The organism is Tessaracoccus lapidicaptus (assembly GCF_001693815.1).
Classification (GTDB): Bacteria; Actinomycetota; Actinomycetes; order Propionibacteriales; family Propionibacteriaceae; genus Arachnia; species Arachnia lapidicapta.
This window is the reverse complement of record NZ_MBQD01000011.1, coordinates 275,852-301,684: the sequence shown is the minus strand read 5'-3', so window position 1 is coordinate 301,684 and position 25,833 is coordinate 275,852. Positions and strand designations below refer to the sequence as shown.

Below are 25,833 nucleotides of genomic sequence, written 5' to 3'. Positions count from 1 at the left end.
ACCGCCGCTACACGGCGATGGGCGCCTTGATGGCCGGGTGCGGGTCGTAGCCCTCCACCTCGATGTCGGCCAGCGTGAACGCGTCCAGCTGCGTGACGTCGGGGTTGAGCCGCAGAGTCGGGAGGGGCCGCGGCGCGCGCGACAGCTGCTCGGAGACCTGCTCCATGTGGTTGGCGTATATGTGGGCGTCGCCGAGCGTGTGGACGAACTCCCCCACCCGCAGCCCCGTGACCTGGGCGACGAGGTGGGTGAGCAGCGCGTAGGAGGCGATGTTGAACGGCACGCCGAGGAACACGTCCGCCGAACGCTGGTAGAGCTGGCAGCTCAGCACGCCGGGGCCCCCGTCATCGGCCGGCGCGACGTAGAACTGGAACATGGCGTGGCAGGGAGGCAGCGCCATGTCGTCGACGTCCGCGACGTTCCAGGCGCTGACGATGTGCCGGCGCGAATCGGGGTTGGTCCGCAGCGAGTCGACGACGCGGGCCAGCTGGTCGATGTGCCGGCCGTCGGGCGTGGGCCAGGACCGCCACTGGTAGCCGTAGACGGGGCCGAGGTTGCCCTCCTCGTCGGCCCACTCGTCCCAGATCGAGATCCCGTTGTCGTGCAGCCAGCCGATGTTGGTGTCGCCGCGCAGGAACCACAGCAGCTCGCCGAACACCGACCGTGTGTGCACCTTCTTCGTGGTGACGAGCGGGAAGCCGTCGGCCAGGTCGAAGCGCATCTGGTAGCCGAACACGGACCTGGTGCCGGTGCCGGTGCGGTCCGACTTGTCGACACCGGTGTCGACGATGTGCCGGAGCAGATCAAGGTACTGCTTCACGCGGCACCCTCCTGCGACAGCGTCTTGAGGTAGTCGACGAAGGACCGCACCGCCATCCCGCGGTGGCTGATGGAGTCCTTCTCCTCGGCCGTCAGTTCCGCCGACGTCACCGCGAGCCCGGCGGGGACGAACAACGGGTCGTAGCCGAAGCCCCCGTCGCCCTCGGGCGCCTCCGCGATGCGGCCGGGCATGGTCCCGTGCCACACCTTCCGCTCGCCCGTCGGGGAGACCATCGCCAGCGCGCACACGAAGCGGGCGGTGCGGCGGTCGGTGGGCACGCCGTCGAGCTGGGCGAGGAGGAGCTGGTTGTTGTCCTCGTCGTCGCACGCGGGACCGGCCCAGCGCGCGGACCGCACCCCCGGCATGCCGTTGAGTTCGTCCACCTCCAGGCCGGAGTCGTCGGCGACGGCGACGAGCCCCGTCTCCCGGGCGGCCGCGGACGCCTTGAGGAAGGCGTTGCCCTCGAAGGTGCGCTCCGTCTCCGGCGGCTCGGGGTAGCGAGCGACGTCCGCCAGACCGAGGACTGCGACGCCCACGCCCTCCGCCTCCAGGATGCGGCGGAGTTCGGCGAGTTTCTTGGGGTTGTTCGTGGCGAGGACGAGCCTCTCCGGCAGCCTCATGCCAACGCCTCCTGCTGGAGGTGGGTCAGCTGCGCGCAGCCGGCGGCGCCCAGGTCCAGCAGCGTGTCGAGCTCCGCCCGGCTGAACGGGGTGCCTTCCGCGGTGCCCTGGACCTCGATGTAGCGGCCGGAGCCGGTCATGACGATGTTCATGTCGGTCTCGGCGGCCGAGTCCTCCTCGTAGGCGAGGTCGAGCAGCGCGACGCCGTCGCTGTTGAAGCCCACCGACACGGCGGCCACGGAATCCGTCAACGGCTCACCGGCCAGCGCGCCGAGGCGGCGCAGATGCTCGACGGCGTCAGCCAGCGCGACGTATGCGCCGGTGATGGCCGCGGTGCGGGTCCCACCGTCGGCCTGCAGCACGTCGCAGTCGAGGACGATGGTGTTCTCGCCCAGCGCCTTGTAGTCAACGACGGCGCGCAGGGCGCGGCCGATGAGCCGCGAGATCTCGTGCGTGCGTCCGCCGACCCGGCCCTTGATCGACTCGCGGTCGCTGCGGGTGTGGGTCGCGCGGGGCAGCATGGCGTATTCGGCGGTGACCCAGCCGAGCCCGGTGCCAGCCCGCCAGCGGGGCACGCCCACCGTCACGGAGGCCGCCACCAGGACGCGGGTGCGGCCGAACTCGACCAGCACCGAGCCCTCCGCGTGGTCCAGCCAGTTGCGGGAGAAGCGCACCTGCCGCAGCTCGTCGGGAGCGCGGCCATCGACTCGGGTCACCGTCATGGCGCCTAACCTACCGGCGCGAGCGGCTGCGGCGAATCTGCATCGATCCGGACCTGCCGGACATCGGTGACGAAGCCCCCGAGGAGGCGCCGGCCGATGCCCTGGAAGTCCGTGGCGTCGCCGGTGGTGAGGAACGTGCGCGTGGCCTCGCGCGGCTGGTGCCGCAGCAGGCCGGCCTGCGTCAGCTGCGCGTAGGTGGACTGCGCGCACGCCTCGGCCGACGAGACGAGCGTCACCCCGTTGCCCAGCACGTAGCTGATGACGCCGCTGAGCAGCGGGTAGTGCGTGCAGCCGAGGATGAGGGTGTCGGCCTGGGCCTTGATGACCGGCTCGAGGTACTCGCGCGCGACGGTGAGGAGCTCGTCGCCACCCGTGATCCCCGCCTCGACGAACTCGACGAAGCGCGGGCACGCCTGGGCCGTCAGGGTGATGTGGGGGGCGATGGCGAACGCGTCGTCGTACGATCGCGAGTTCACCGTCGACTCGGTGGCGACGACGGCCACCCGCGAGTTGCGGGTCGCTGCCACCGCGCGGCTGGCGGCCGGCAGCACGACCTCGGTGATGGGCACGTCGTAGCGCTCGCGCGCGTCGCGCAGCACGGCCGACGAGGCCGAGTTGCACGCGATGACCAGCGCCTTCACGCCCTGGGCCACCAGGAAGTCGAGGCCCTGCAGCGCGAAGCGGCGCACCTCCGCGATGGAGCGCGGGCCGTAGGGTGCGCGGGCGGTGTCGCCCAGATAGATGAAGTCCTCGTTGGGCAGCTGCTCGACGAGCGACCGCAGGACCGTGAGACCACCGAACCCGGAATCGAAGACGCCGATGGGCCGGTCGAGGAGGTCGCTCACGTGCCCGATTGTAGGCCGGTCACTCCGGGTCCGCCTCGCCGAACTCGTCTGGGTCCAGGCTGGCGTTGAGTTGCAGGCACGTCTGCCGCGACTCCAGCAGGTCCTCCAGCAGGAAGCCCAGCCAGTCGATGAGGTCGTGCAGTCCGCCGTCCTCGGCTAAGGCCTGCGCGGTGGGCTCGTCGAGGCGGCCCGGGCCGGCGATCTCGGTGTACCAGAACAGCCGCAGCGCCCCGATCACCTTGGCCCAGTCGTCGGCGCGGGCCAGGGTGACGGGCACGAAGCCCTCCCAGTCGCTGAGGTCCTCCACCACGACGCGCGCGGCGGCGAGGCGGGCCCGGGCCTGGGAATGGATGGAGTCGCGCCAGAACTCGTCGCTGCCCTTCGGGTCGCTCAGCGCCGGCGGGAAGAGGCGGGCCAGCCGCGGGTTGCCGAGCATGCGGGTGGTGGGGTCGTCGGCGAGGTCGGCGACGATCTGCTCGAACGCGTCGTCGCTCTCGGTCGGCAGCAGCGCCTCGAGGTTCTCCGCGTAGAGATGCAGCATGGCCGCCAGCGCGTGTGCGCGGCCGTCCCTGCCGTCGAACGCCCAGACGATGTCGTCGTTGTCGAGGCTCACATCTGCTCCATCGAGGCCCAGAGGTTGTAACCCTGCATGGCGAGCACATCCTTCTCCATGGCCTCGCGGTTCCCGGTGGACACCACGGCCTTCCCCTCGTGATGCACCTTCAACATCAGCTCCTCGGCCTTCTCGAGCGGGTACTTGAAGTACTCCTGGAAGACGTAGGTGACGTAGCTCATCAGGTTGACTGGGTCGTCCCACACGATCGTGACCCACTGATGGACGGCTTCCGCGGCCTCCGCGGGTGCCTCGAGGATCTCGACTCCGCCATCGGCTGCACTGGACATGCCCCCAAGGATAGGGTGCCGTCCATGACCACCGCGTTGCTCACCGACCACTACGAGCTGACCATGGTGCAGGCCGCGATGAACGCCGGCACGGCGAATCGGCGCAGCCTCTTCGACCTGTTCACCCGGCGACTGCCGGAGGGGCGCCGCTACGGGGTGGTCGCCGGCCTGGGACGCGTGATCGAGGCGATCGAACGCTTCCGGTTCAACGAGGCCGAACTCACGTGGCTGATGGAACGCGGCATCATCCGGGAGAATCTGGCCGAATGGCTCGCCGGCTACCGGTTCTCGGGCGACATCTGGGGTTACCCCGAGGGCGAGGTGTACTTCCCCGGCTCCCCCGTCCTGTCCGTCGAGGGCACCTTCGCGGAGGCCTGCATCCTCGAGACGATCCTGCTCAGCGTCTACAACCACGACTCGGCCATCGCCGCGGCCGCCTCCCGCATGACCGCCATGGCCGGGGACCGGCCCTGCGCGGAGATGGGGTCGCGGCGCACGCAGGAGTGGTCCGCCGTGGCCGCGGCGCGGGCCGCGTATGTCGCGGGCTTCGCGACGACATCGAACCTGGAGGCGGGCCGCAGCTATGGCGTGCCGACGATCGGGACCGCCGCGCACTCGTTCACGCTGCTGCACGACAGCGAGGAGGACGCGTTCCGCGCCCAGATCGACACCCTGGGGCATGCCACGACGCTGCTCGTCGACACCTACGACATCGACGACGCCATCCGCACCGGCATCGAGTTGACCGGCGGCCGGCTGGGCGCCATCCGCCTCGACTCCGGCGACCTCGCGATCGCGGCCCGCCGCGCCCGCGACCTGCTCGACGACCTCGGCGCCACGCACACCCGGATCATGGTGACCTCCGACCTCGACGAGTGGCAGATCGCCGCACTGCAGGGCGCCCCCGTCGACGGCTACGGCGTCGGCACGTCGCTGGTGACCGGCTCGGGCCACCCGACCTGCGGCTTCGTCTACAAGCTGGTCGCCCGGGCGGACTCGGACGACCCGAGCGCCCCCATGACCCCCGTCGCGAAGAAGTCGAAGGGCAAGAACACCCTGGGCGGCAGGAAGTTCGCGATGCGCCGGCGCGGTGCCGACGGCCGGGCCGAGTCGGAGGTCATCGGGCTGGGCACGCCGCCGGTCGACGACGGCAACGACCGCAACCTGCTCGTGCCGATCTACCGCGCCGGGGAGCTCGTGCACCATGCGACCCTGGACGACGCCCGTCGCCGTCACGAGCAGTCCCGTGCCGAACTCCCGGTAGCCGCCCTGCGCATCTCGAAGGGCGACCCGGCGCTGGAGACGATCATCCTCGATTCGGCGGGCGACGAGACCACGAACCCCTACCAGGCCGCCCCGGTGGTGCCGAACCTCTGACCCCCGCGGCGGGGGGGCGACGGCGGGCACTCCCGGCGCCGTCCCACCGCCCCGTGGTGGCGTGAGCGTCACCGCCGATGTCGGGCCAGCTGCTCCCTCACCGTGTCCGCCAGGACCGGATCGGGCCGGATGTCCGCGACGCGGGGACCGGCGGGCTGGCCGGCCATCCGGGCCCGGTAGGCGTCGATGATCTGGTCCATCGCCGCCTCATCGGTGACCTGGCCGGTGTCGATGACGAGGTCGAAGTTCTTCTCGTCGGCCCAGTCCCTGGAGTAGATGAGCCGCGTGAACTTGGCGCGTGCCTGATCGTCGGCGGCGACCTTGCGCGCTGCCTCCGACTGTTGGATGTCGTCGCGGAGGCTGATGCGTTCGGCGCGCACGTCGTCGGGGGCCTTGATGAACACGTCCAGGACGCCCGCGTAGTCCTTCAGGACCGCGACCCCGCCCCGCCCGAGGATGACGGCGTCACCTTGGGCCGCGATCGCCTGGACGGTCTTGTTCATCCACTCGATCGTCAGGACGCTGTCGTGGTCGAACAGATCCCAGAAGGTGGGCGGCTTGTCGCCGTAGAGGTGATCGAGGTGGATGAGTCCGTACTGCTTGATCACGCCGTTGATCGTGCTCTTGTCGGCGATGGGCCAGCCCAGCTTCATGGCCACGCCCCTGGCGATGCGTGCCCCGTGGCTGCCGAGTTGGCGAGAGACAGTGATTGCGCCCATGATCCGCTCCTTGCCGTTGCGTCGTCGGTGCCGGCGACCGGGTGGGGATATCGCGCGGCCGTGCGCGAGACCCCTGGCTGCCCAGACTAGCCATCGCGTCCGTCCCCCGTCCGGAGTCGCCAGACTCCGGCGGTCAGGCCGGCCGCCGGACGGCGCGCGGCCGGGGGATCAACGACCCCAGCGCGACTCCGGCAACTCGTCGACGCCGTTCATCACCGCGGCCAGCCGCTTGGGCAGCGGGGCCTTGAAGATGTCTTCGAGCAGGATCCGACGGCCTCTGGCGTCGCCGAGCGGCACCCGCCAGTTCGGGTACTCGTCGACGGTGCCGGGCTGGTTCTGGGCGCGACGCTCCCCCACCGCGTCCGTGAGACCGGCGAGCAGCACCTTCGACGGCGTCCGCAGCAGGAACTTGTGCAGCGCCAGCATCACCTCGACCGGGTCCTCGGCCTCCTCGTCGGTGAGCAGCCCGTCGGCAAGCAGCTTGTTGATCCATCCGGCCTGCTCGCGCTGCGCGCCGGCGAGTTCCTCCCCCAATGGCTCCGTGAGGAGCCCGAGGTGGTCGCGGAGCCGAACGTGGTCGCCGGCGAGGTAGCCGAGCGTCGGCGGCAGGTCGTGTGTCGTCACCGACGCCATGCAGTACTCGCGCCACGCGTCGGCCGGCAGCGGTCCGCCGTCGGCACCAGTCTCGAACCACAACACCGACGTGCCGAGGATGCCCCGGCGCGCCAGGTAGTCGCGCACCCACGGTTCCACCGTCCCGAGGTCCTCGCCGACGATCAGAGCCTGGGCGCGCTGCGCCTCCAGCGCCAGGATGCCGACGAGAGCCTCGTGGTTGTTGCGCACATAGGTGCCGTTGGTGGGACCCGCGCCCTGCGGCACCCACCACAAGCGGAACAGGCCGATGATGTGATCGATCCGGACGCCGCCGACGCGGCGCAGGGCCGCCGCGACCATCGCGCGGAACGGCTGGTACTCGAGCTCCTCGAGCTTGTCGGGACGCCAGGGCGGCTGTCCCCAGTCCTGGCCGGTCTGGTTGTACTGGTCCGGCGGCGCGCCGACGCTCATCCCCTGGGCGAACACGTCGGGCATCATCCAGGTCTCGGCGCCGAAGCGGTGCACCCCCACCGCCAGGTCGGTGACGATGCCGACGGGCATGTTGACCTCGGCGGCGTCGGTCTGCGCGGCCGACACCTGCGTCTGGGCGATCCACTGCAGCCACTCGTAGAAGTCGATGTCCTCGGCGTGCTCGTGCGCGTAGGCGGAGACGGCGAGGGTCGACGGGCGCTGCAGCTCCTCAGGCCACTCGTTCCACAGTTGGCCGTAGGTGCCGCACAGGCTGGACCACACCGCGAAATCCCGCAGGCCGTGGCCCTCGCGGCGCCGGAAGTCGTCGAACGCGATCCGTCGCGCCGACCGCATCCCGGCCGCGTGGATGATGCGCAGCGCCTCGATCTTCAACGGCCAGACGGCGTCGCGCTCGATGCTGCCGCTGGCGTCGCCGGCCGACTGCGCCTGCTTGCGCAGCGCCTTGACCCGTAGCCGGTCGCCACGGCGCAGAGTGGCGAACTCGTCGATCGCCTCCGGCCGGATGTAGATCGGGTTGATGAAGCGCCGGCTCGCCGGCAGGTAGGGCGACGGCTCCATCGGCGGCACCGGCTGCGCCGCGTGCAGGGGGTTGATGAGCACATAGCCGGCGAACTGCCTGGCGCCCGACCACGTGATGAGGTCTCCCAGGTCCGCGAGATCGCCGATCCCCCAGGACCGCTTCGACGTCACGGAGTACAGCTGCGTGCCGTAGCCCCAGATGCGCTGCCCGCGCATGGCCGGAGGGAAGCCGACGAACGACGGCGTGACGATGAGCGCCCCCGTGCTGACGCCCTCGTCCGTGCTGGCCACCACCCGGTGATAGCCCGTGGGAAGGTCCGAGCCCAGCCAGAACGTCGCCTCCCCGCGCGGGGCGCCGTCGACCCAGCGGTCCGGCGTGTCGTTGGTGCTCTGCCACGCCGGGCGGCTCTCGCCGGACTCCAGGAGGACGTACACCTGCGCCCCCGAGCCGGCCGGGACGTGCACGTCGACGTGGACACCCTGACCCTCTTCGACGACGGTGCACGCCGGGACCACCCGGCGCCACCGGTCGTCCTCCAGGCGGCCCAGCTCGCGCTCGGCGGACTCCTGGGTCGCGGCGTCCACGCCGAAGGCCGCCAGCACCGCGGCGATGGTGTCCGCCGGGATGGCGACGTGGCGGCCCTTCCAGTCCCAGAACTCCTGGGCGATGCCGAAGCGGTCGGCGAGCTGCGTCAGGCCGGGGTTGCGGTCAGTCACGGTGGTCCTTTACCGGGTCTTGAGAACGTGGGTCCTGGCGATGAGGTCACCCAGCGTCTGCTTCTCCCGGGTGAAGGCGGCGAAGATGCCGTTGATGAAGCCGATCGTCTCGTAGAGGACGGCGCTGACGATGCCGCGGACCGCGGCGGTGGTCCAGTCGAGCTTCGAGTCGGCCGGTGCGTCGGCCTTGACGACCCGCAGGCCGAGCGCGAGCTGCCCGAGCGTGGCGCTCAGCGTCCCGTAGAGCACCGTGCGGTAGATCGCGGCCAGCGTGGCGCCGACGATGCCGCTGTACACCAGCGCCATCCACAGGTCCTCGCCGGGCAGAGGCAGGGTCCCGACGGGGTTCTCCGCGTAGACCAGGACGTCGCGCTCCCACCGGCCCAGGGCAGCGTCGATGGCGCCGCCGAGGCCGAGCGCCGTCCCGACGATCTGGGTGGCGATCCCGAGCAGGATCGAGTCGATGATGTAGCCCAGCAGCCGCTGGCCGAACCCCGCGAACCGGCGCCCCTGGTAGCGCGGGTCCCCGCCCGGGGAGCCGTAGCCCTGGTAGCCCTGGGAGGGACCCTGATAGCCCTGGTACTGCGCCTCCCGCTGCGGCGGGGCGTACGGCGGCGGCACCGGCTGGCGGTCCCTCGTCGCCTGTGACCACGCGATGCCGTCCCAGTAGCGCTCACCGTCAGAGCCTGCGGGATCGGGGTACCAGCCGGGGGGCGGCTGCTGGGGGGAGTAAGTCATGGCTCAAGGATGCCAGACCTGGTGAGCTCGTTCGGGATGCGCCCGATGCGGCGACTGACCACGATCGCGAGCGCGGAGGCGACCAGGAGGAAGGCGAAGGTGGTCGTGTAGGACAGCGCCGCGGGCTCGGCGGTCAGGAGCGCGGTGTAGAGCCCGCCGGCCACCGCCGTGATGACCGAGTTGCCCACCGATTCGGCCACTTGCATCGACGACTGGTTGCGACCCTGCTCGTGGCCCCCGGACAGGCTCATGACCGCGACGGCCGAGGAGGGCATGGTGAGCCCCATCCCTAGCCCCGCGATCACCCACGCGCCGAGGCCGACGGCGAGCGGGATGTCCGGCCACCAGGCGAACGCCGTGATGGCGGCGATGCCCACGCTCGACGTCGCCGCCCCGACTGTGACGTAGTCGTTGCGGTCCAGCCGCACCCAGGCCTGGGACTGGAGCCACGAGCCGGCGGTCCAGCCGATGCTGCCGACCGTCAGCGCCCACCCGACCTGGTACGGACTGAGGCCGCGCAGCTGCTGCAGGGTGACGACCAGGATGGTCTCCGCGGCGAAGAACGAGCCGGCCTGGATGGCGCGACTGAGGGCCACGCTCGGGATGCCCGCGGCCAGCCCCAGCGTGCCCGGCGCCAGGATGCGCGGCAGGCCCCAGACCAGCGCGGCCACCCCCGCGACCGCCGAGAGCCAGCTGACCCAGCCGAGGTCCTGGCCCGCGAAGAGCACCAGCGACGGGCCGACGGTCACCGCGACGGTGGGCAGCGCCGCCACGGGGGCGACGTCGTCCTCCCCGGGACGGAACCGTGCCTGGACCGCGCGGAGCCCAGGCACGGTGAGCACGAACGCCACCGTCACCAGCGGCAGCATGGCGGCGAAGACGAGCCGCCAGTCGATGCCCGTCAGCCACGCGGCGAACGGCGGGCCCACGAAGGCGGGCAGGAGCCAGCAGAACGACACCAGCGCCATGACCCGCGGCCGCTCGCGGGGCTCGAACCCGTGGGCGACGGTCACCGACAGGGTGAGGTTGAGGGCACCGGCACCGAGTCCCTGCACCGCTCGGGCGGCGAGGACGGTCCACACGTTGGGCGCCAGCCACCCGAGCACCAGGCCGACGGCGAACAGCGCGAACCCGGCGTACATGGGCGCCGCCGGGCCCCGCACGTCGGCCACCCGGCCCGCGATGATCGTCGCGGCGAGCATGCCCGACACCATGGTGGTGAAGGCCCAGGGGTAGAGGTGCCCGGCGTCGAACGACGCCATCACGGTCGGGATCGCCGTGGCCAGCCCGATCGACTGGAACGCGATGGAGAAGACCGACAGCATGATGCCCGCGATCAGCACGCCGCGCCCCGAGTCCCGCATGACACCTCCGGACAGTCATTCTTGCATCGCACTAGCATGGGGACATGACTGAGCTGGCCCCCGGAGCAAAGACCGTCGTCGACGAACGGACCGAACTCTTCGAAGACGGTGACCAGGACCGCTTCTCGCACTACGTCCCGAAGGACAAGCTGATGGCGGCCATGGTCAACGGGACCCCCGTCGTCGCGCTGTGCGGCAAGGTGTGGGTCCCGACGAAGAACCCCGAGAAGTACCCCGTCTGCCCTGAGTGCAAGGAGATCTGGGAGTCCTTCAACAAGGAGTAACGCGTCAGTACCGGTAGCTGTCGGGCTTGAACGGACCCGACACCGGTACGCCCAGGTAGTCGGCCTGCTTCTGGTTCAGGCGCGTCAACTCGACGCCCAGGGCCGCCAGGTGCAGGCGGGCCACCTCCTCGTCCAGGTGCTTGGGCAGCGTGTACACGCCGACGGGGTACTCGTCAGGCTTGGTGAAGAGTTCGATCTGGGCCAGCACCTGGTTGGTGAACGAATTACTCATGACGAACGACGGGTGCCCGGTGGCGTTGCCGAGGTTCAGCAGCCGACCCTCGCTGAGCACCAGCACCGAGTGACCGTCGTCGAACCGCCACTCGTGGACCTGCGGCTTGATCTCGACCTTCGTCACGTCCGTGCGGGCCTCGAGCCCGGCCATGTCGATCTCGTTGTCGAAGTGGCCGATGTTGCCGACGATCGCCTGGTGCTTCATCCGGGACATGTCCTCGGCCGTGATGACGTCGCAGCAGCCCGTCGCGGTGACGAAGATGTCCGCGGACCCGACCACGGAGTCCAGGGCGGCCACCTGGTAGCCGTCCATGGCGGCCTGCAGCGCGCAGATGGGGTCGACCTCGGTGACGATCACGCGGGCACCCTGGCCGCGCAGCGACTCGGCGCAGCCCTTGCCGACGTCGCCGTAGCCGCACACGACCGCCACCTTGCCGCCGATGAGGACGTCCGTGGCGCGGTTGATGCCGTCGATCAGGGAGTGGCGGCAGCCGTACTTGTTGTCGAACTTCGACTTGGTGACCGAGTCGTTGACGTTGATCGCCGGGAACAGCAGCGTGCCCTGCCGAGCCATCTCGTAGAGGCGGTGCACGCCGGTCGTGGTCTCCTCGGTGACGCCCTTGACCGAGGACGCGATGGCCTGCCAGTCGACCTCACCCTGCGCCTCGCGCAGCGTGTCGAGGATGACGCGCCATTCGTGCGAGTCGCCCTCGGCGGCCTGGGGAACGGATCCGGCCCGCTGCGCCGCGACCCCCTGGTGCACGAGCAGCGTCGCGTCGCCACCGTCGTCGAGGATCATGTTCGGCCGACCGCCGTCCGGCCACTGGAGGATCTGGTGGGTGCACCACCAGTACTCCTCGAGCGTCTCGCCCTTCCAGGCGAACACCGGGATGCCAGCGGCCGCGATGGCGGCGGCGGCGTGGTCCTGCGTGGAGAAGATGTTGCACGACGCCCACCGCACCTCGGCGCCCAGCGCCACGAGGGTCTCGATGAGGACCGCGGTCTGGATGGTCATGTGCAGCGAGCCGGCGATCCGCGCCCCCGCCAGCGGGCGGCTGGCGCCGTAGCGCTCCCGCATGGCCATGAGGCCGGGCATCTCATGCTCGGCGAGGGTGATCTCCTTGCGCCCGAACTCGGCGAGGGACAGGTCTGCTACGCGAAAATCCACGCGGGCCACTCTACCCGGCCGTGGACGCCTCCCCGGTCGCGGCGAGGTGGGCCAGCGCGAGGTCGTAGCCGCCGACGCCGCAGCCGATGATGATGCCCGACGCCTTGGCTGAGAGCACGCTGTGGCTGCGGAATTCCTCGCGCGCGTGCACGTTGGAGATGTGGACCTCCACGTAGCGGCTGACCAGGGCGGCGGCGTCCGCGACGGCGTAGGAGTAGTGCGTCCACGCCCCGGCGTTGAGGACGACGGCGGCGCCGGTGTCGGCGGCCTCGTGCAGCCAGGCGATCATCTCGCCCTCGTGGTCCGTCTGCCGGACCTCGACCTCCAGGCCCATGCCGCGGCCGGTCTCGACGAGGTGTTCCGCGAGATCCGCGTGGGTCGTGCCGCCGTAGACCTCGGGCTGGCGGGTGCCGAGCCGCCCGAGGTTGGGACCGTTGAGGACGAGGACCGTGTTCATGGCCGCTAGTCTGCCAGCCCGATCTCCAGGTAGGCAGCACCGTACAGGCCACGCTGCAGGAGCGTCACGTAGCGTTCGACGTCGCTGGACACCAGGTCGGCGTCGCCGGAGGAGATGCGGGCCACCCGCACCCCGACGGCGTCGGCGCGGGCCGACAGGCGCCGGGCGACGCCGCTGACGCGATCCGGGAGCTTGTCGTCGTCGAGCAGCACGAGGCAGGGCTGGACGTCGGTGGGCGCCTCGAGAGGGTCGGCGAACGGGTCCCGCGGCCGCACTGCCGCGAGGAGCGTGTCGAGTTCGGAGGCGTCGGCGGCGAGGGCGGGGCGGCCGCACGCCCGGCGCACTGCCTCGGCGATCCGGCGCGAGGCCCGGCCGGCCAGGACGGTGCCGCCCCAGATGAGCGGCAGCGTGTCGCCCAGGCACAGCGCGAGTTCCTTACCTGGGTTGTCGGACAGGTCACGGACGGGCGCGCACGCCTCCGCGACCAGGTCGGCGGCGTCCGCGACGTGCCCGGTGTGCACCTCGGGGCCGAGCCCCAGGTCCCCGAGCAGCGACAGGACTGCGACGGCCGCTGCCAGCGGGTCCGGCTCCGTCACCGGGATGAGCGTGGTCGACGTCGATGCCGTGACCTGCGCCAGGCGGGACGTCTCTGGCGCCGCGACGATCATCGTCGAACCCCGCCGCGCGGCCTCCGCGGCACACTCCAGCACCCACTCGGGCGTCTCGTGGTCGCCCAGGACGACAGTGAGGTCGAGCGGCCCCACCCAGGCGGGCAGCCCGGGTCCGGGCCAGGCCATGAACGGGACCGGACACGCCCCCTCCAGCACGGCCCGCACCAGCCGCGACTCGGCCCCGAGCGCGAGGATGCCCCGCGGGCGGTCCGCCCGTTCCAGGTGCCCCACGGGTTCGGTCAGCGCGGCGCGCCGGATCCGCGCCCCCGTCGAGGCGAGCCACCGCAACCCCTGATGCAGCTCCAGCGAGGGGTCCTCCAGCCGGGAGTCGTCGAAGAACATGGCCGTCAGAGCGTGCTGCGGGCCTGGTCGATCAGCAGGATCGGGATGTCGTCCCGGACGGGATAGGCCAGTGCGCACGACTGGTTGGTGCAGACGAGCTCCTGCTTGTCGTAGTCGACGGCGAACTTCGCGTGGCAGGCGGGGCATGCCGCGACCGCCAGGAACTCGGGCGAGAGCTGCATCGTGTTGTCGCTCATGGTGACTCCTCCTCGGGGCTGATCCACTCTATCCCCGCCGCACCAGGGCGAGGACCTCGTCGCGCAGGGCGCGCATGGTGGCGTCGTCGCGGGCCTCGACGTTCAGGCGCAGCAGCGGCTCGGTGTTGCTGGGGCGCAGGTTGAGCCACCAGCCGCCGTCCCGGTTGCGCACGCTCAGGCCGTCGACGCGGTCCGCGTCGCCCCGGTCCGCGAACGCCGCGGCCACCCGGTCCATGCACTCGTCGGCGTCGTCGACCGTGGAGTTCAGCTCACCCGAGCGGTGGTAGCCGTCGTACACCGAGGCCAGCTCCGACAGCGGCCGGCCGGACTCGCGCACGAGCTCGATGACGTGCAGCGCCGCGAGCATGCCGGTATCGGCCGACCAGAAGTCCCGGAAGTAATAGTGCGCCGAGTGCTCGCCGCCGAAGACGGCCCCCGTGCGCGCCATCAGCGCCTTGACGTACGTGTGGCCGACCTTCGACTGCTCGACGCGGCCCCCATGGGCCGCCACGGCCTCCCCCACGCACCAGGAGGTGATGGTGTTGGTGATGACGGTCGAGCCGGGATGCCTGCCCAGCTCCGCGACCGCGATCACGGCGGTGATGACGGACGGGTCCACCACCTCGCCACGCTCGTCGACGATGAAGCAGCGGTCGGCGTCGCCGTCGAACACCAGGCCGAGGTCGGCCCCCTGCTCCAGGACGGCGCGCTGCGCGTCGACGAGGTTCTCCGGCTCCAGCGGGTTGGCAGGGTGGTTCGGGAAGCTGCCGTCGAGTTCCAGGTAGAGGCCGACGATGTCCAGCCCGCGGCCGGCCAGTGCGGTGAGCGCCGTGTGCCCCGCCATGCCGTTGCCGGCGTCGACCACCACGGTCAGGTCGCGGTCCCCGCGCATCGGCACCAGGTCCCCCAGCCGGTCGGCGTAGGGCTCCAGCGCGTCCAGCTCCCGGTAGCCCCCGAGCACCTCGGCGCCCAGTTCGACGGTGCCCGCGCGGTCCCGCAGGCGAGTCATGAAGTCCGCGGGGACCGGTGCGGCGTCGGCCAGGCAGAATTTGATGCCGTTGTAGTCGCTGGGGTTGTGGCTGGCGGTGAACTGCACCCCGGGGACGCGCAGCCACCCGGACGCGAACCACAGGCCGTCGGTGGAGGCGAGCCCGATGTCGACGACGGAGGCGCCGGCGCGCCGGGCGCCGTCGATGAACGCCAGCGAGAGCTCGCGCCCGAGCACCCTCATGTCGCGGCCGAGCACGAACTCCGCGGGACCCAGCAGGTCGACGAAGGCGGCGCCGAGGCGGCGGGCGCCGTCCTCGTCCCACTGGGGGTGGTCGCCGACGACGATGCCTCGGATGTCATTGGCCTTGAAGATCTGCGGGTCGAGCACGGGGCCAAGCGTATCGCCTGGCGGCGCCGGCGCTCAGTCGTTCGACTGCACCAGGCGCAGGTGTCCGCCGCGGCCACCGGGGACCGGAGGCTCCGCGTCCCGGGCCGGGGCCGCCGCGGGCGGGGCGGGCTCGTCGTGGCGCAGCCCGATGGCGCGCACGGCGTCGGCGAGGGCCATGAGGTCGTCCGACGCCTGGGGCGGCTCCGGGGCCCTGCCGTCGAGGGGCAGCCGGATGATCTCCCAGCCCATGGGCGCGCTCGTGCGCCCCGCGTGCACGGAGCACAGGTCGTAGGATCCCGGCTCTGCGGCGAGCGCCAGCGGGCCGAGGACGGCGGTGGAGTCGGCGTACACGTAGGTGAGCGTCGCGATGGCGGGGGCGACGCACGCGGTACGGGAACATCTGCGCACGGACAGAGGGTACTGGAGGAGGGCTAAGGTGACGCGTATGCCACGCAGACGAGATCGCCACGGCCGCGGCATCCGGGGTCCGCTGGCCGGCCCCAACCCGTGGACGGGCCGCCCCGTGCCGCTGCGCCGCCCCTCACGGGTGGACTACTTCAACCACTGCGTGACGTCCGCCATGGCCGACATCGCCGCCGTCGCCCCCGACGCCCTCTCGGGCGTGGTCGTCGGCGTCGAGGAGGTGCCGCACCTCAACGTCGCGTGGTCCGGGGACCGGGTTCCGCTGTCGGCAGCCCTCGAGCCCGGACGCGGGCAGACCGCCCAGATCGTCATCTTCGAGCGCCCGCTGGAGCACCGGGCGCGGTCCCGCGCCGAACTGCGCCGGCTGGTGCACCGCACGATCGTGGAGCAGCTCAGCACCCTGACGGGCCGCAGCATCGAGGAACTCGGCGGCGACGACTGGGACGAGGACGACTGATCAGCGCAGCCCCGGCTCCAGCACGGCCGGCACCGCCGCATCCTCCCCCTCACCGCGCGGGGTGAGGGGCGCCACCACGGTCCCGGCGGGCGTCGCGGACGAGGCCGCCGCCAGCAGGGCCCCATCGGCGGCGACGGACACCGACACCGGGTCCCCCGCGGGGAGTGGGACCGAGACGGTGCTGCCGACCGGCACCTCGACGTCGGCGGAGGTGGCCGAGCCGCCCAGGGCGGTGAGCGTCACGGTCGCGGTGACGGCCTCCGCATGGTCGGGGTTGCTGAGGTGAAGGGCGCCGGCCCCCGGCACCACGCCGCGCAGCTCCGCGGCCGGCTCGCCGGCGACGACGGTGGCCGCCTGGCCGCCGGCCGTCGTCTGCAGAGCCGCCCCCACCGGGGATGATGAGGTGACCCGGATGGCGGTCGCCTCGCCGGCCAGCGGCCCCGACAGCGCGATCCGGACGGTGCTGAGGGGCGCCACGGACAGGCCGTCGCTGACCGCGGGGACGTAGGGTCCCTCGGGGCCGAGCCCTTCGAGCGCGATGTCCACGCGCTCCTGGCCGGGATTGCTGACCAGCAGCTCCGTGGCGGTGGCGCCGGCGGCCGCCACGGGCAGCAGGTGCTCGGTCGCGGTGGTGGCCGGGGCCGCGAAACGCGCGGGGCGTCCCTCGACGGCTGTCGCGAGCAGCGCGACCCGACCCTGGCTGGCCCGGAAGACGACGCCGACGGGGCCCGTGGGGGCGAGGACGGAGAGCGCGACCCGCCGTGTGACGCCGGGCGCGATCGCGATCCCGCGGGCCCCGACGGCGGAGATCTCGCCGTCCGGCCCCAGGAGCGTCAGGTCGACGGCCGCCTCGCCGGCATCGCTGTTGACCAGGACCAGCTCCGTGGCGGCCGGGTCCGCGACGAGCACCATGCCTGCGGTGACCGGAGCCGCGCACGGCGCCAGCGCCCGCTGCGGGCTGTCGACCAGGATGGAGGCGGTGACCTCCTGGGTCGCGACGATCCGTACCGGCCCCTCAGCGGCGACCTGGCCGGGTGCCTGGAGGCTCTGCCCGTCTCCGTCGAGCGGTGCGACGCTCACCTCCCCCGCCGCGTCCACGAGGACCTGGCCCGCGGCGGCGCAGGTGAGGCGGGTGGTACGGGGCAGGTCGACTGCCTCCGGCGCCGGCTTGCGCAGGGGGCTGAGGGCCGCCAGGCCGAGCGCCACGCCGGCGAGCACGGCCAGCGCGACGACGCTGAGTGCGAGTCTGCGGATCATTCCTGCCCCCTTCGTGCCACCGCGGCGCCGCCCAGACTCGGCGCCGCCAGGATCGCGATCAGCGCCAGCACTGCGCCGTGCCATACGGCGCGGCCGGTGTGTTCGCGGGGGCCGACGTCCAGGTCGCCGCCGTCCGCACCGAGGGCGAACGTCAGCCGACCGTCCGCGTCCGCCCGCTCCAGCTCACGGCCGTCCACTGTGGCCGCCCAGTCCGCGCCGGGCGGCTCGGCGACGACGAGCGTCCGGTCCGCGGCCCCGTCGGGTACCTCGCCGCGCAGGACGGGCCCGCTCGTGTCGCCGTCGACGAGGGTGACACGAGAGACGAGACCGGTCACGGTCCACACGACGGTGTCCGCGTCGGCGGCCGCGCTGCTGAGCCCGGCAGCGTTGTCGAGGGCCGCCCGCAGTTCCGGCCCGAAGCCACGCAGCCACACGTGTGAGACGCCCAGAGACGTGAGCTGGGCGGCGACGTCGTCGGGCACCGTTCCGGTGGCAAACGCCTGCACCAGCGCCTGCAGATCAGGGGCGAAGTCGCCGACCGGGTTGCGCTCCGCAGCCCCCCATCGGGGCCGGCGGGAGTCGACGGCGTTCCAGGAGACCTGCTCGCCGTCGTCGAGCTCGATGAGGAGGGCGCGGGTGTCGCGCTCGGAGGTCACCACGTCGCGGACGTAGCCCGGCAGGACGGAGGCCTGCTCGCGGACCGGGCCGGCGAAGCCGACGACCGCCCAGACGCCCGCGGCGAGGATCCCCAGCGCCAGCAGCAGCCCCGGCACCAGCGGCCGGCGGGCCGGCCGCCTCGCCTCGGCGAGCAGCGGGGGCGCCAGGAGCGCCGCGACGACGAGGAGCGCCCACGGCGACAGCAGCGGCCTGGCGGTGCCACCGTCGACCGTGACCACCACCCGCGACAGCAGGGCCCCCAGGATGAGGGGCGCGCCGATCGCGCCGACGGCGAGGCGCCAGCCGCGGTCGCGCAACCGGGCGAGCCCGACGGCGGCGGTGACGGCCAGCGCGGAGACGACGACCACGTTGAGCCACAGCGGCAGCCCCGAGGGCAGGATCCGGCCGAGGATCAGCGCGCTCGACGCCGGGGGGTAGTCCGGCCAGGCCAGCGGGTCGACGCCGGTCAGCCAGCGGCCCGGGTACCGCAGCAGCGTGGGCAGCCAGGGCGCCACGACGAGCCACGGCGGGCCGACGGCGGTGAGGGCCTCGGCGAGGCGGCTGCGGTCCCGCAGCACCCACCAGACGGCCCCGGCCGTCGCGAACGGCAGCGCGAGCGGCCACACGACCGTGACCACGAGCAGCCAGACCCCGGCACCGGCGGGTGCCCGCAGCCGCTCGGCGCCCCCGGCCGTGTTGTGGTGGACCGCGTGCAGGGACCGGGCGAGCAGGGGCCCGGCGACGGCGAGCACCATGCCGGTGATGTCGCCCGCCGTGACGAGACCCAGGACGAGGGTGGCGGCCGCCCAGGCGGCGGCCCCGCCGGACGCGGCGGCGGGCTCGAGGCCGAGCCGCCGCAGGAGCGCGAGCGCGGCCAGGGCCGCCAGCACCGGCGCCGCCAGCAGCGCCAGGAACGCGGCCCATCCGGGGCTGCCCAGGCCGGCCAGGGACGCGACCGCGGCGGCGCCCAGCCAGGGCGCCTCACCGGTCAGGTACGCCTGCCAGGCGGCGGCCAGCGAGGCGGGCGCGGGCAGCAGCCCGCCGCCCGAGACGGCGCCGAGGCCCAGGAGCGTCCTGGCGGCAGCCGCCGCGGCGACGATCAGCACGACGAGCACCAGCGTGACCGGCGAGAGGACGCGGCGCTCGGCCCGCCCGCCCGCGAAGTCGTCGCCGGTGAGGTCGTCGATCGTGGTGTCCGAGTCGCGCAGGTCGCGGAAGCGGTCGGCGAGGCCGGAGCCGAGCCGGTCGACCGCGTGGCGCACGGGCCAGAACCGGTTGGGCAGGAGTTCGGCGGGAGTGTGGTCCTCCTCCGGGAAGCGCGCGGCCAGGGACCGCGTCGCCTCGGGGGTGGCGAGGTGGGTCCGCAGGGCGGATAGCTCGGCGCGGGCGTGGCCCGGCGACTTGGCGAGCAGGAAGCCCGCGGCCCGCACCAGCGACGCCGCGGCCAGGCCGGGGCGGGACGCGCCGCGGGACCCGGCGACGCGCAGGGCGGCGAGGCGGTCGTCGAGGTGGGGGTGGCCCGCCGCGGGCCGCTCCCCCGTGCGACCGGCCCGCCTGTGGACCAGCGCGGCGTCGGGCCAGGTCAGCACGCGGTAGCCGAGGGCGTTGACGCGCCAGCCGAACTCGACGCCGTCGCGGTGTCGCGGCACCTCGGGCGCCAGCCCGCCCGTCTCGCGCCACGCCGAGCCGCGCACGAGCATCCCGGCGGTGGAGCCGCCGAGGACCTCCGTCGGCTCCGTCTGGCGCTGGTCGACGTCGCCCTCCTCCACCAGCGGCACGCGGATGCCGCCCGCGGTGATGGCCTGGCCGGCCTCGGAGAGCGTGTCGGGGTAGTTGCGGCGCTTGGGCTGCAGCAGCTTCGGCACGACGAGATCCGCCTGGCGGGCCCCCTCGAGCAGGTGGGCGAGCGTGTCGCGGCGTGGGGCGGAGTCGTCGTGCAGCAGCCAGACCCACTCGGGCTCGGCGTCGGCGAGCCCGGCGGCGACCGCGGCCCCGAACACGACGTCGGCGTCCACCGTGCGCACCTCGTCGACGACCCCCTCCGCGGCGGCGGCGGCGAGCAGTTCCGGGGAGGAGTCGGTGGACCCGGTATCCACCGCGATCAGCCGGCCGGGCCGGGGCTGGAGCCCCGCCAGCGCGAGCAGTTGGCGTGGGAGCCACTCGGCGGCGTTGTGGACGACCATGACGGCGACGACGTCGGCGGGGTCGACGGCCGGCGTCTCACCGGCCGGGTCCTCGTTCTCGATCCAGGACCAGAGGTCCTCCAGGCGGCCGTGCAGCGGTTCGTCGGTCAACAGTCCTCCAGCGCTCGGTCAGCCTCTGAGGCTACCAGTGCGCCGCGGACCTAGACGGCGGTGCGCTTGAGCTTGCGGCGCTCGCGCTCGGAGAGCCCGCCCCAGATGCCGAACCGCTCGTCGTGGGCGAGTGCGTACTCCAGGCACTCGGCACGGACCGTGCAGTTCAGGCACACCCGCTTGGCCTCCCGCGTGGACCCGCCCTTCTCGGGGAAGAAGGCCTCGGGATCCGTCTGGGCGCACAGCGCTTCGGCCTGCCACGCGAACGCGCCATCGTCGATGTCATCGAGGAAGAGCGTGACGACGTCGTCCATGCCTTGCCTCCCTTCGCTGGTTGAAATTACACACGAGTGATTTTGATCGGTCAAGCGCCGAACGTTAATCCATCGCGACAGATCACGCGAATCGGGGCCCGGCGACCTCCCGCACGATCGCCACGAGCTCCTTGACGCGCTCCGCGTCGCCGAGGTGCGCGACCAGTGTCGCGGTCGGGGTGGCGACGACGAGGTGGTCCTCGAGCCCGATGGTGGCGACGACGTGCTCGTCACCGGCGGTGTTGATGACGACGCACCCCGCCGAGTCGAGCGACACCGCACGCCCCTCGACGGCGTTGCCGTGCGCGTCGTGCGGCAGGAGCTCCGCCAGGGACACGAAGCCGCCGACGTCGCGCCAGTCAATCGCGAGCGGGACACTCACCACCTCGCCGTCGGTGCGGCCCGCCGAGGCGGGCTCCATCACGGCGTAGTCGACGGAGATCCTGGTCAGCTTCGGGAACAGCTCGTCCAGGCGCTCCGGCTGCGCCACGATCGTGCGCACCGTCTCGGCGGTGTGGGGCAGCAGCTGGTCGAGCTGACCCAGCAGCGTCGCGGCCCGCCACACGAACATGCCGGCGTTCCACCAGTACTCCCCCGTCGCCAGGTAGGCCTCGGCCACCTCCCGCGACGGCTTCTCCTTGAACTGAGCCACGCGGTGCACCCCCGGGAAGCCGGGCACCTCCTCCGCGCGGTGCAGATAGCCGTATCCGGTGTGCGGCGATGTGGGCACCACCCCGAGCGTGACCAGGGCCATCGGCCGGCTCTCCGCGACCTCGAAGGCGACCCGCAGGCTCCGCTGGAACTCCTCCACCGGCGAGATCACCTGGTCCGCGGTCACCATGGCGACGACGCCGTCGGCGTCCCGGTGTGCCACCTCGGCGGCGGACCACGCCACGGCGTTGAGGGAGTCACGGCCCTCGGGCTCGCCCAGGATGTTGCCGTGCGGCAGCTCGGGCAGCTGGCGGGCCACGTCGTCGGCGTAGGCGCGGCCCGTGCAGACGAGGATGTGGTCCGGTTCGACGAGCCCGACCAGGCGCTCGTACGCGAGCCGCAGGAGGGAGCGGCCGTCGAAGAGCTCCAGCAGCTGCTTGGGACGGCCCTGGCGGGATAGCGGCCACAGCCTCGTGCCCGACCCGCCGGCCATGATGACGACATAACGCATGCGAGGAGGCTAGCGAATCGCGGGCCTAGGATCGCAGACATGCTGATCGATGCCCTACGACGGCGCGTGGCGCGCCTCGGCGCCCCGCCCCTCATCACGTTCTACGACGGTGCCGACGGCTCCCGGGTCGAACTGTCCGCCGTCACGTTCGCCAACTGGGTGGACAAGACGGCCAATCTCATCGCCGACCTGGGCCATGACGACGGGGAGCCGATCGACCTCGCGATCGCCGCGACGCATCCCGCGCACTGGGTCACTCTCGTGTGGACGGCCGCGGCCTGGCAGCGCGGGTGCCCCGTCGAGCCAGGGGTGACGGGGGCCGACCTGCTGGTGGTGGGGCCGGGCGACGAGCGCCGCGCGGCCACGACGGTGGCCTGCTCCCTGCATCCCCTGGGGCTGGGTTTCCCGCAGCCGCCCGAGGGGGCCGTCGACTACCGGGAGGTGTTCGCCCAGCCCGACGTGCACGACCCATCGCCGCTCGGGGAGTCGACGCTGTGGGCCGGCTCCCCGGTCGCGCCGGTCCCCGCGAGCGACGACCGCGTGCTGCTCGTGGATCCCGATGCCGCCCAGGCGTTGAGTGCCGGACTGCTGGCGCCCGTCGCGGGGGCCGGCTCGACGGTCATCGCCATCGGCGTCGCGCCGGAGCGCGCCACCTCGATCGCCGCCGAGGAACGCGCGCGCCGGCTCTGACCCCGGGTCAGTCGGTCCCGTCCTCCTGCGGCAGCTCCTCGTCCGCGGCGTCGGTCTCGGCCGCGGGCGCGGGCTCGTCCGCCGGCTGGGGCTGCTCGTCCGGCGCCGGTACGGCCACCTCCGGCACGTCGACGACGGCGGCCGCGGCCCCTCCCCCGAGCGTGGCCAGCATCTGGCGGACGTTGGTCAGCTGGGCCGTGATCGAGTCGCGGCGCTGGGTGAGGGCGGCCAGCTCGCGGTCGGAGTCGCGGCGGATGCGCTCGGCCCGGCTGCGGGCCTCGCCCACCAGCTCGTCGGCCTCCCGCTGCGCCGTCGAGCGCACGGCCTCGGCGTGGGAGGTGGCATCGGAGACGATCCGCTGCGCCTCGGCCTCCGCCGAGCGGAGCTGTTCCTCCGCGGCGCGCAGCTGGGCGTCGCGCTGACCCATCGCGGTCTCGAAGTCCGCGGCGGCCGAGTCCCTGCGGTCCGCGAGGGTGCGCTCGAAGTCCGCGGCGGCCTGCGCGGCCCGGGCCTGCTGGGCCTCGTAGAGGGCTTCTGCCTCCTCGCGGCGGGCTGACGCCTCCCGGTCCGCCTGGTCCAGGATCTCGTCGGCGCGGCGCTGGGCGCCGGTGAGGCGGGCCTCGGCGTCGGCGTCGGCCGAGGACCTGGTGTCGATGGCGTAGCGGTCGGCGTCCGCGGCCTTGGCCTGCGCCTGGCGGGCGGCGTCGTCGAGCATCGAGCGCGCCTCCTCGGTGGCGCGGCGACGGATGTCGACGGCCTCCTCCTCGGCGAGGGTGAGGATCTGCCCGACGCGTTCGCCCAGGTCCGCGTACGTGGGCCGGGACGCCAGCTGCGTGGCGCGTCCGGCCTCCTCGGCCCGGGCGGCCGCGGCGGCGGCGCGCTGCTCCACGTCGGCTTGGCGCTGCTGCGATTCCTTGAGCTGGACGCTCAGCTCGCCGAGCTCGGCGCGAGCCGAGTCCAGGGCCTGCTGCAGCGTGGAGATCTCGGCGTCGACCTGCGTGGGCTCATAGCCGCGCAGCACGGTACGGAAACTGGGTGTGGTCATGCTTCCTCGTTCTGGGTGGGGGTTCCGGGGACGGCCAGCGCCTCGATCACTCCGGAGAGTGAGTTGAGCTGCTGGGTGATGGCGTCACGGCGACTCGTGAGCCGCGCGACCTCGGCGCGGGCCGAGTCGAGCATCTCGCGGGCCTGCGTGCGGACCGTCTCGGCCTCGACGCGGGCCTCGGCCAGCAGTCTGGTGGCCTCCTCGCGGGTGGCGCGGGTCCGCTCGAAGGAGGCGCGCTGCGAGCGCTCGAGGTCCGCGCTGATCCGCTCCCGCACCACCGCCGCGTCGGCCTCGGCGTCGGCGATGCGCTCGGTGGCCCGCCGCACGACGGCGTCGGCCTCGCGCGCCGCCCGCGTCTCGATCTCACGGGCGCGTTCCTCGGCGTCGGCCCTGGTGCGGGCCGCGTGGTCGGCGGCGGCGGCGAGTTCCGCGTCGGCGCGGGCGCGCACGTCGTCGGCCTCCAGCTGGGCGGCGCGCAGGCGGCTCCTGGCCACGTCGACGCTCCGGCCCAGCGTGGCGGCGATCCGTGCACGGGCGGCGCGGGCTCTCCCCGCCACGTCGAGGTGCGTGAGGCGTGTGGTGCGGGCGGCGTCGGCGCGCGCCCCGGCGAGCAGCCCCGCCACGGTGTCGCGGGCCCAGGCCAGCTGGGCGTCGGCGTCGGCGAGACGGCCGCGGGCCTCCTCCTCGGCGTGTGCGACGACGGCGGCGGCCCGGGTGGCGGCGGCGGCGAGCGCCTCCTCGGCCTCGCGACCCAGGTCCTCGGCGTGCCGGCGGGCCGCCTCGAGGGTCTCCCGGGCCCGGGCGTCGGCCTCGGACACGCGGCGTTCCGCATCCGCGGCGGCCTCGGTCCGGAGCCTGGTCAGCTCGGCGTCCCATTCGGCCCGTTCGTCGGCGATCCCGCTGGCGGCGGCGGCGCGGGTGGCGTCCGCCTCGGCCTCCTGGTCGGCGCGCCAAGCCGCGAAGCTGCGGGCGCCGGCCTCGGCCTCGGCGGTGGCCGCCGCGCGGATCCGCTCGGCCTCCGCGGTGGCGGCCGCGACCAGATCCTCGGCCTCCGACCGCGCCCCCGCCACCAGCTCGTCGGCGGTGCGCTCGGCGCCCTCGATGATGGTCCCCGCCTGCTCGGCGGCGGCCTGCAACCGGTGCGCGGCGTCCGCGCGGGCCTCGTCGAGGCGGTGCCGGGCGAAGTCCGCCTCGGCACGGATCTCGTCGCGCTCACGGGCCAGCCCCGCCACCTCGGCGCGCACGGCGGCGGCGTCGGCCTCGGCCTCCGCGCGGACCCGGTCCGCGAGGAGCTGGGCCTGGAGCAGCAGCTCGCTGGCGGACTCGGCGGGGTGCATGCCCCCATCTTTCCATGCCCGCGGGAGGCCGGTCACCCGCCGGTCACTCAGGGCGACCGCGGAGGAATCCGGCCCCCCACATGACGTGCATGATGACCAGCACCAGCGGCAGCCGGAGCCGGGCCGCCGGCGACACCCCGCGCATGGCCCACATAGCGACGAGCAGGAAGAGCGCGTAGCTCAGCGGCGCGGCGAGGAAGAGCGCCAGCCCGCGGTTGCGGCTCGCCAGACCCACCACCCCGACGAGAAGCCCCCCGCCGATGCCCACGACGGCCGACGGAGGAGCCAGGTAGCGCGGCGAGAGCGTGTCCGGATGGCGCCGGGCCACCTCGCGCCGCCACTGGCCGGTGGTGAAGAACTGCTGGGCAAGGGCCCGGTAGCTGTCGCGCGGGTGGTAGACGACCCTGAGGTCCGGGTGGAAGTAGACGAGGTGGCCGGCGCGGCGCAGCCGGTAGTTGAGCTCCCAGTCCTGTGCACGGTGCAGGCTCTCGTCGAAGCCGCCCACTTCCAGGAGAACGGCCTTGCGGAACACGCCCAGGAACACCGTGTCGGCCGGGCCGGGGGGCGTGTCGGCCAGGTGGAAGCCGCCACCGCCGAGCCCGAGGCGGGAGTTGTACGCGGCGGCGATGGCCTCGGACAGCGGGCTGGTCCCCTGAGCGTCCATGAGCCCGCCGACGTTGGCGGCCCCCGTGTCTTCGAGCAGGCGCACCGCCGTGGCGATGTAGTCGCGGCTCAGCTCGCCGTGGCCGTCGACGCGCACGATGACGTCGTGGCGTGCGCGGCGGATGCCGATGTTGAGTCCGGCCGGCGTGTAGCCCGTGGGATTGTCCAGCACCACGACGCGCGGGTCCTCGGCGGCGAGTTCCTCGGCGATCCGGCGTGTCTGGTCCTCGCTGGGGGCGACGCAGAGCAGCAGTTCGAGGTCCCCCGGGTAGTGCTGCTCGCGGACGCGGGCGACCGCCGCGCGGAGGTGTTTCTCCTCGTTGCGGATCGGCATCACGACGCTCACCGGCTGCACGTGGCCCTCCTTCCCCAG

At 73.0% G+C, this 25,833-nt stretch carries 27 protein-coding genes; 4 read left to right on the top strand and 23 right to left on the bottom strand.

Annotated features, from left to right (window positions below; translation table 11 throughout):
- Positions 1-7 precede the first annotated feature (7 nt).
- From BCR15_RS04715 to clpS, 6 genes are read right to left on the bottom strand one after another with little or no spacing between them, the layout of a single operon-like run.
- Complete coding sequence (locus BCR15_RS04715; protein ID WP_068750902.1) at positions 8-820, bottom strand: thymidylate synthase; 813 nt, start codon at positions 818-820, stop codon at positions 8-10.
- Positions 817-1,440, bottom strand: a complete 624-nt coding sequence (rdgB, locus tag BCR15_RS04710) for an RdgB/HAM1 family non-canonical purine NTP pyrophosphatase (RefSeq protein WP_068750900.1) — start codon at positions 1,438-1,440, stop codon at positions 817-819. The genes BCR15_RS04715 and rdgB overlap by 4 nt, the downstream gene beginning before the upstream one ends.
- Positions 1,437-2,162 carry a ribonuclease PH gene (rph, locus tag BCR15_RS04705; RefSeq protein WP_068750898.1) on the bottom strand — a complete coding sequence of 242 codons (726 nt, stop codon included), beginning with the start codon at positions 2,160-2,162 and terminating at the stop codon, positions 1,437-1,439. The genes rdgB and rph overlap by 4 nt, the downstream gene beginning before the upstream one ends.
- Before the next feature lie 5 nt (positions 2,163-2,167).
- Positions 2,168-3,007 (bottom strand): glutamate racemase, encoded by an 840-nt coding sequence (murI, locus tag BCR15_RS04700; RefSeq protein WP_078919690.1) that lies wholly within the window; start codon positions 3,005-3,007, stop codon positions 2,168-2,170.
- Between the two features lie 19 nt (positions 3,008-3,026).
- Entirely contained in the window at positions 3,027-3,620 is a 594-nt protein-coding gene (locus BCR15_RS04695) for a DUF2017 family protein (protein WP_068750894.1), read from the bottom strand.
- Positions 3,617-3,910: an ATP-dependent Clp protease adapter ClpS gene (gene clpS, locus BCR15_RS04690; protein WP_068750892.1), complete on the bottom strand. Its 294-nt coding sequence runs from the start codon at positions 3,908-3,910 to the stop codon at positions 3,617-3,619. Before clpS ends, BCR15_RS04695 begins: the two co-directional genes overlap by 4 nt.
- 24 nt (positions 3,911-3,934) lie before the next feature.
- Here clpS and BCR15_RS04685 point away from each other — a divergent pair, with 24 nt between their 5' ends.
- The gene (locus BCR15_RS04685; protein ID WP_068750890.1) at positions 3,935-5,287 is read left to right on the top strand and encodes a nicotinate phosphoribosyltransferase; all 1,353 of its coding nucleotides are present in this window, start codon (positions 3,935-3,937) and stop codon (positions 5,285-5,287) included.
- Positions 5,288-5,355: 68 nt separating this feature from the next.
- Here BCR15_RS04685 and BCR15_RS04680 read toward each other — a convergent pair whose 3' ends face one another.
- The 4 genes from BCR15_RS04680 to BCR15_RS04665 form a co-directional block, all read right to left on the bottom strand.
- A complete protein-coding gene (locus BCR15_RS04680) occupies positions 5,356-6,006 on the bottom strand; it encodes a cytidylate kinase-like family protein (RefSeq protein WP_083196579.1) in 651 nt (216 codons plus the stop codon).
- Positions 6,007-6,174: 168 nt separating this feature from the next.
- Positions 6,175-8,328, bottom strand: a complete 2,154-nt coding sequence (gene malQ / locus BCR15_RS04675; protein WP_068750886.1) for a 4-alpha-glucanotransferase — start codon at positions 8,326-8,328, stop codon at positions 6,175-6,177.
- Positions 8,329-8,337: 9 nt separating this feature from the next.
- A complete protein-coding gene (locus BCR15_RS04670) occupies positions 8,338-9,066 on the bottom strand; it encodes an RDD family protein (protein WP_068750884.1) in 729 nt (242 codons plus the stop codon).
- Positions 9,063-10,430, bottom strand: a complete 1,368-nt coding sequence (locus BCR15_RS04665; RefSeq protein WP_068750883.1) for an MFS transporter — start codon at positions 10,428-10,430, stop codon at positions 9,063-9,065. The genes BCR15_RS04670 and BCR15_RS04665 overlap by 4 nt, the downstream gene beginning before the upstream one ends.
- A gap of 44 nt (positions 10,431-10,474) precedes the next feature.
- Here BCR15_RS04665 and BCR15_RS04660 point away from each other — a divergent pair, with 44 nt between their 5' ends.
- Complete coding sequence (locus tag BCR15_RS04660) at positions 10,475-10,714, top strand: DUF3039 domain-containing protein (protein ID WP_068750881.1); 240 nt, start codon at positions 10,475-10,477, stop codon at positions 10,712-10,714.
- 4 nt (positions 10,715-10,718) lie between these two features.
- On the opposite strand, the gene ahcY is transcribed toward BCR15_RS04660, so the two are convergent.
- The 6 genes from ahcY to BCR15_RS04630 are packed head-to-tail and all read right to left on the bottom strand — an operon-like array spanning position 10,719 to position 15,569.
- Positions 10,719-12,116, bottom strand: a complete 1,398-nt coding sequence (gene ahcY / locus BCR15_RS04655; RefSeq protein WP_197971692.1) for an adenosylhomocysteinase — start codon at positions 12,114-12,116, stop codon at positions 10,719-10,721.
- 10 nt (positions 12,117-12,126) lie between these two features.
- Positions 12,127-12,573, bottom strand: coding sequence for a type II 3-dehydroquinate dehydratase (locus BCR15_RS04650; RefSeq protein WP_068750877.1), 447 nt, complete (start codon positions 12,571-12,573; stop codon positions 12,127-12,129).
- A gap of 5 nt (positions 12,574-12,578) precedes the next feature.
- On the bottom strand, positions 12,579-13,586 hold the full coding sequence (locus BCR15_RS04645) for a phosphoheptose isomerase family protein (RefSeq protein ID WP_068750875.1): 1,008 nt from the start codon (positions 13,584-13,586) through the stop codon (positions 12,579-12,581).
- Positions 13,587-13,591: 5 nt separating this feature from the next.
- Positions 13,592-13,783 (bottom strand): Trm112 family protein, encoded by a 192-nt coding sequence (locus BCR15_RS04640; protein ID WP_068750873.1) that lies wholly within the window; start codon positions 13,781-13,783, stop codon positions 13,592-13,594.
- Positions 13,784-13,811: 28 nt separating this feature from the next.
- Positions 13,812-15,161 (bottom strand): phosphohexomutase domain-containing protein, encoded by a 1,350-nt coding sequence (locus BCR15_RS04635; protein WP_068750871.1) that lies wholly within the window; start codon positions 15,159-15,161, stop codon positions 13,812-13,814.
- 33 nt (positions 15,162-15,194) lie between these two features.
- Positions 15,195-15,569, bottom strand: coding sequence for a DUF3499 domain-containing protein (locus tag BCR15_RS04630; protein WP_228383431.1), 375 nt, complete (start codon positions 15,567-15,569; stop codon positions 15,195-15,197).
- A gap of 37 nt (positions 15,570-15,606) precedes the next feature.
- Here BCR15_RS04630 and BCR15_RS04625 point away from each other — a divergent pair, with 37 nt between their 5' ends.
- On the top strand, positions 15,607-16,041 hold the full coding sequence (locus BCR15_RS04625) for a metallopeptidase family protein (protein ID WP_068750869.1): 435 nt from the start codon (positions 15,607-15,609) through the stop codon (positions 16,039-16,041).
- Here the strand turns inward: BCR15_RS04625 and BCR15_RS04620 are convergent, their stop codons facing one another.
- From BCR15_RS04620 to BCR15_RS04605, 4 genes are all read right to left on the bottom strand, one after another.
- The gene (locus tag BCR15_RS04620; RefSeq protein ID WP_068750868.1) at positions 16,042-17,298 is read right to left on the bottom strand and encodes a DUF5719 family protein; all 1,257 of its coding nucleotides are present in this window, start codon (positions 17,296-17,298) and stop codon (positions 16,042-16,044) included. It lies immediately after the preceding gene.
- Positions 17,295-20,249 carry a glycosyltransferase gene (locus BCR15_RS04615; RefSeq protein WP_068750866.1) on the bottom strand — a complete coding sequence of 985 codons (2,955 nt, stop codon included), beginning with the start codon at positions 20,247-20,249 and terminating at the stop codon, positions 17,295-17,297. Before BCR15_RS04615 ends, BCR15_RS04620 begins: the two co-directional genes overlap by 4 nt.
- 50 nt (positions 20,250-20,299) lie before the next feature.
- Positions 20,300-20,563: a WhiB family transcriptional regulator gene (locus BCR15_RS04610; protein WP_068750864.1), complete on the bottom strand. Its 264-nt coding sequence runs from the start codon at positions 20,561-20,563 to the stop codon at positions 20,300-20,302.
- A gap of 82 nt (positions 20,564-20,645) precedes the next feature.
- Positions 20,646-21,725, bottom strand: a complete 1,080-nt coding sequence (locus BCR15_RS04605; protein ID WP_068750862.1) for a mannose-1-phosphate guanylyltransferase — start codon at positions 21,723-21,725, stop codon at positions 20,646-20,648.
- A gap of 39 nt (positions 21,726-21,764) precedes the next feature.
- Here BCR15_RS04605 and BCR15_RS04600 point away from each other — a divergent pair, with 39 nt between their 5' ends.
- On the top strand, positions 21,765-22,415 hold the full coding sequence (locus BCR15_RS04600) for a TIGR03089 family protein (RefSeq protein ID WP_068750860.1): 651 nt from the start codon (positions 21,765-21,767) through the stop codon (positions 22,413-22,415).
- A 7-nt stretch (positions 22,416-22,422) separates the two neighbouring features.
- On the opposite strand, the gene BCR15_RS04595 is transcribed toward BCR15_RS04600, so the two are convergent.
- From BCR15_RS04595 to BCR15_RS04585, 3 genes are read right to left on the bottom strand one after another with little or no spacing between them, the layout of a single operon-like run.
- Entirely contained in the window at positions 22,423-23,460 is a 1,038-nt protein-coding gene (locus BCR15_RS04595; protein ID WP_078919693.1) for a coiled-coil domain-containing protein, read from the bottom strand.
- Positions 23,457-24,797, bottom strand: a complete 1,341-nt coding sequence (locus tag BCR15_RS04590; protein WP_068750856.1) for a coiled-coil domain-containing protein — start codon at positions 24,795-24,797, stop codon at positions 23,457-23,459. The genes BCR15_RS04595 and BCR15_RS04590 overlap by 4 nt, the downstream gene beginning before the upstream one ends.
- A 43-nt stretch (positions 24,798-24,840) precedes the next feature.
- A complete protein-coding gene (locus tag BCR15_RS04585) occupies positions 24,841-25,815 on the bottom strand; it encodes a glycosyltransferase family 2 protein (protein WP_256094442.1) in 975 nt (324 codons plus the stop codon).
- Positions 25,816-25,833 lie beyond the last annotated feature (18 nt).

Coding starts and splice junctions, on each gene's coding strand:
- rdgB (WP_068750900.1), bottom strand. CDS start 1,440: ATGAGGCTGCCGGAGAGGCTCGTCCTCGCCACGAACAACCCCAAGAAA.
- rph (WP_068750898.1), bottom strand. CDS start 2,162: ATGACGGTGACCCGAGTCGATGGCCGCGCTCCCGACGAGCTGCGGCAG.
- clpS (WP_068750892.1), bottom strand. CDS start 3,910: ATGTCCAGTGCAGCCGATGGCGGAGTCGAGATCCTCGAGGCACCCGCG.
- BCR15_RS04685 (WP_068750890.1), top strand. CDS start 3,935: ATGACCACCGCGTTGCTCACCGACCACTACGAGCTGACCATGGTGCAG.
- BCR15_RS04680 (WP_083196579.1), bottom strand. CDS start 6,006: ATGGGCGCAATCACTGTCTCTCGCCAACTCGGCAGCCACGGGGCACGC.
- BCR15_RS04670 (WP_068750884.1), bottom strand. CDS start 9,066: ATGACTTACTCCCCCCAGCAGCCGCCCCCCGGCTGGTACCCCGATCCC.
- BCR15_RS04665 (WP_068750883.1), bottom strand. CDS start 10,430: ATGCGGGACTCGGGGCGCGGCGTGCTGATCGCGGGCATCATGCTGTCG.
- BCR15_RS04660 (WP_068750881.1), top strand. CDS start 10,475: ATGACTGAGCTGGCCCCCGGAGCAAAGACCGTCGTCGACGAACGGACC.
- BCR15_RS04650 (WP_068750877.1), bottom strand. CDS start 12,573: ATGAACACGGTCCTCGTCCTCAACGGTCCCAACCTCGGGCGGCTCGGC.
- BCR15_RS04645 (WP_068750875.1), bottom strand. CDS start 13,586: ATGTTCTTCGACGACTCCCGGCTGGAGGACCCCTCGCTGGAGCTGCAT.
- BCR15_RS04640 (WP_068750873.1), bottom strand. CDS start 13,783: ATGAGCGACAACACGATGCAGCTCTCGCCCGAGTTCCTGGCGGTCGCG.
- BCR15_RS04625 (WP_068750869.1), top strand. CDS start 15,607: ATGCCACGCAGACGAGATCGCCACGGCCGCGGCATCCGGGGTCCGCTG.
- BCR15_RS04620 (WP_068750868.1), bottom strand. CDS start 17,298: ATGATCCGCAGACTCGCACTCAGCGTCGTCGCGCTGGCCGTGCTCGCC.
- BCR15_RS04610 (WP_068750864.1), bottom strand. CDS start 20,563: ATGGACGACGTCGTCACGCTCTTCCTCGATGACATCGACGATGGCGCG.
- BCR15_RS04605 (WP_068750862.1), bottom strand. CDS start 21,725: ATGCGTTATGTCGTCATCATGGCCGGCGGGTCGGGCACGAGGCTGTGG.
- BCR15_RS04600 (WP_068750860.1), top strand. CDS start 21,765: ATGCTGATCGATGCCCTACGACGGCGCGTGGCGCGCCTCGGCGCCCCG.
- BCR15_RS04595 (WP_078919693.1), bottom strand. CDS start 23,460: ATGACCACACCCAGTTTCCGTACCGTGCTGCGCGGCTATGAGCCCACG.
- BCR15_RS04590 (WP_068750856.1), bottom strand. CDS start 24,797: ATGCACCCCGCCGAGTCCGCCAGCGAGCTGCTGCTCCAGGCCCAGCTC.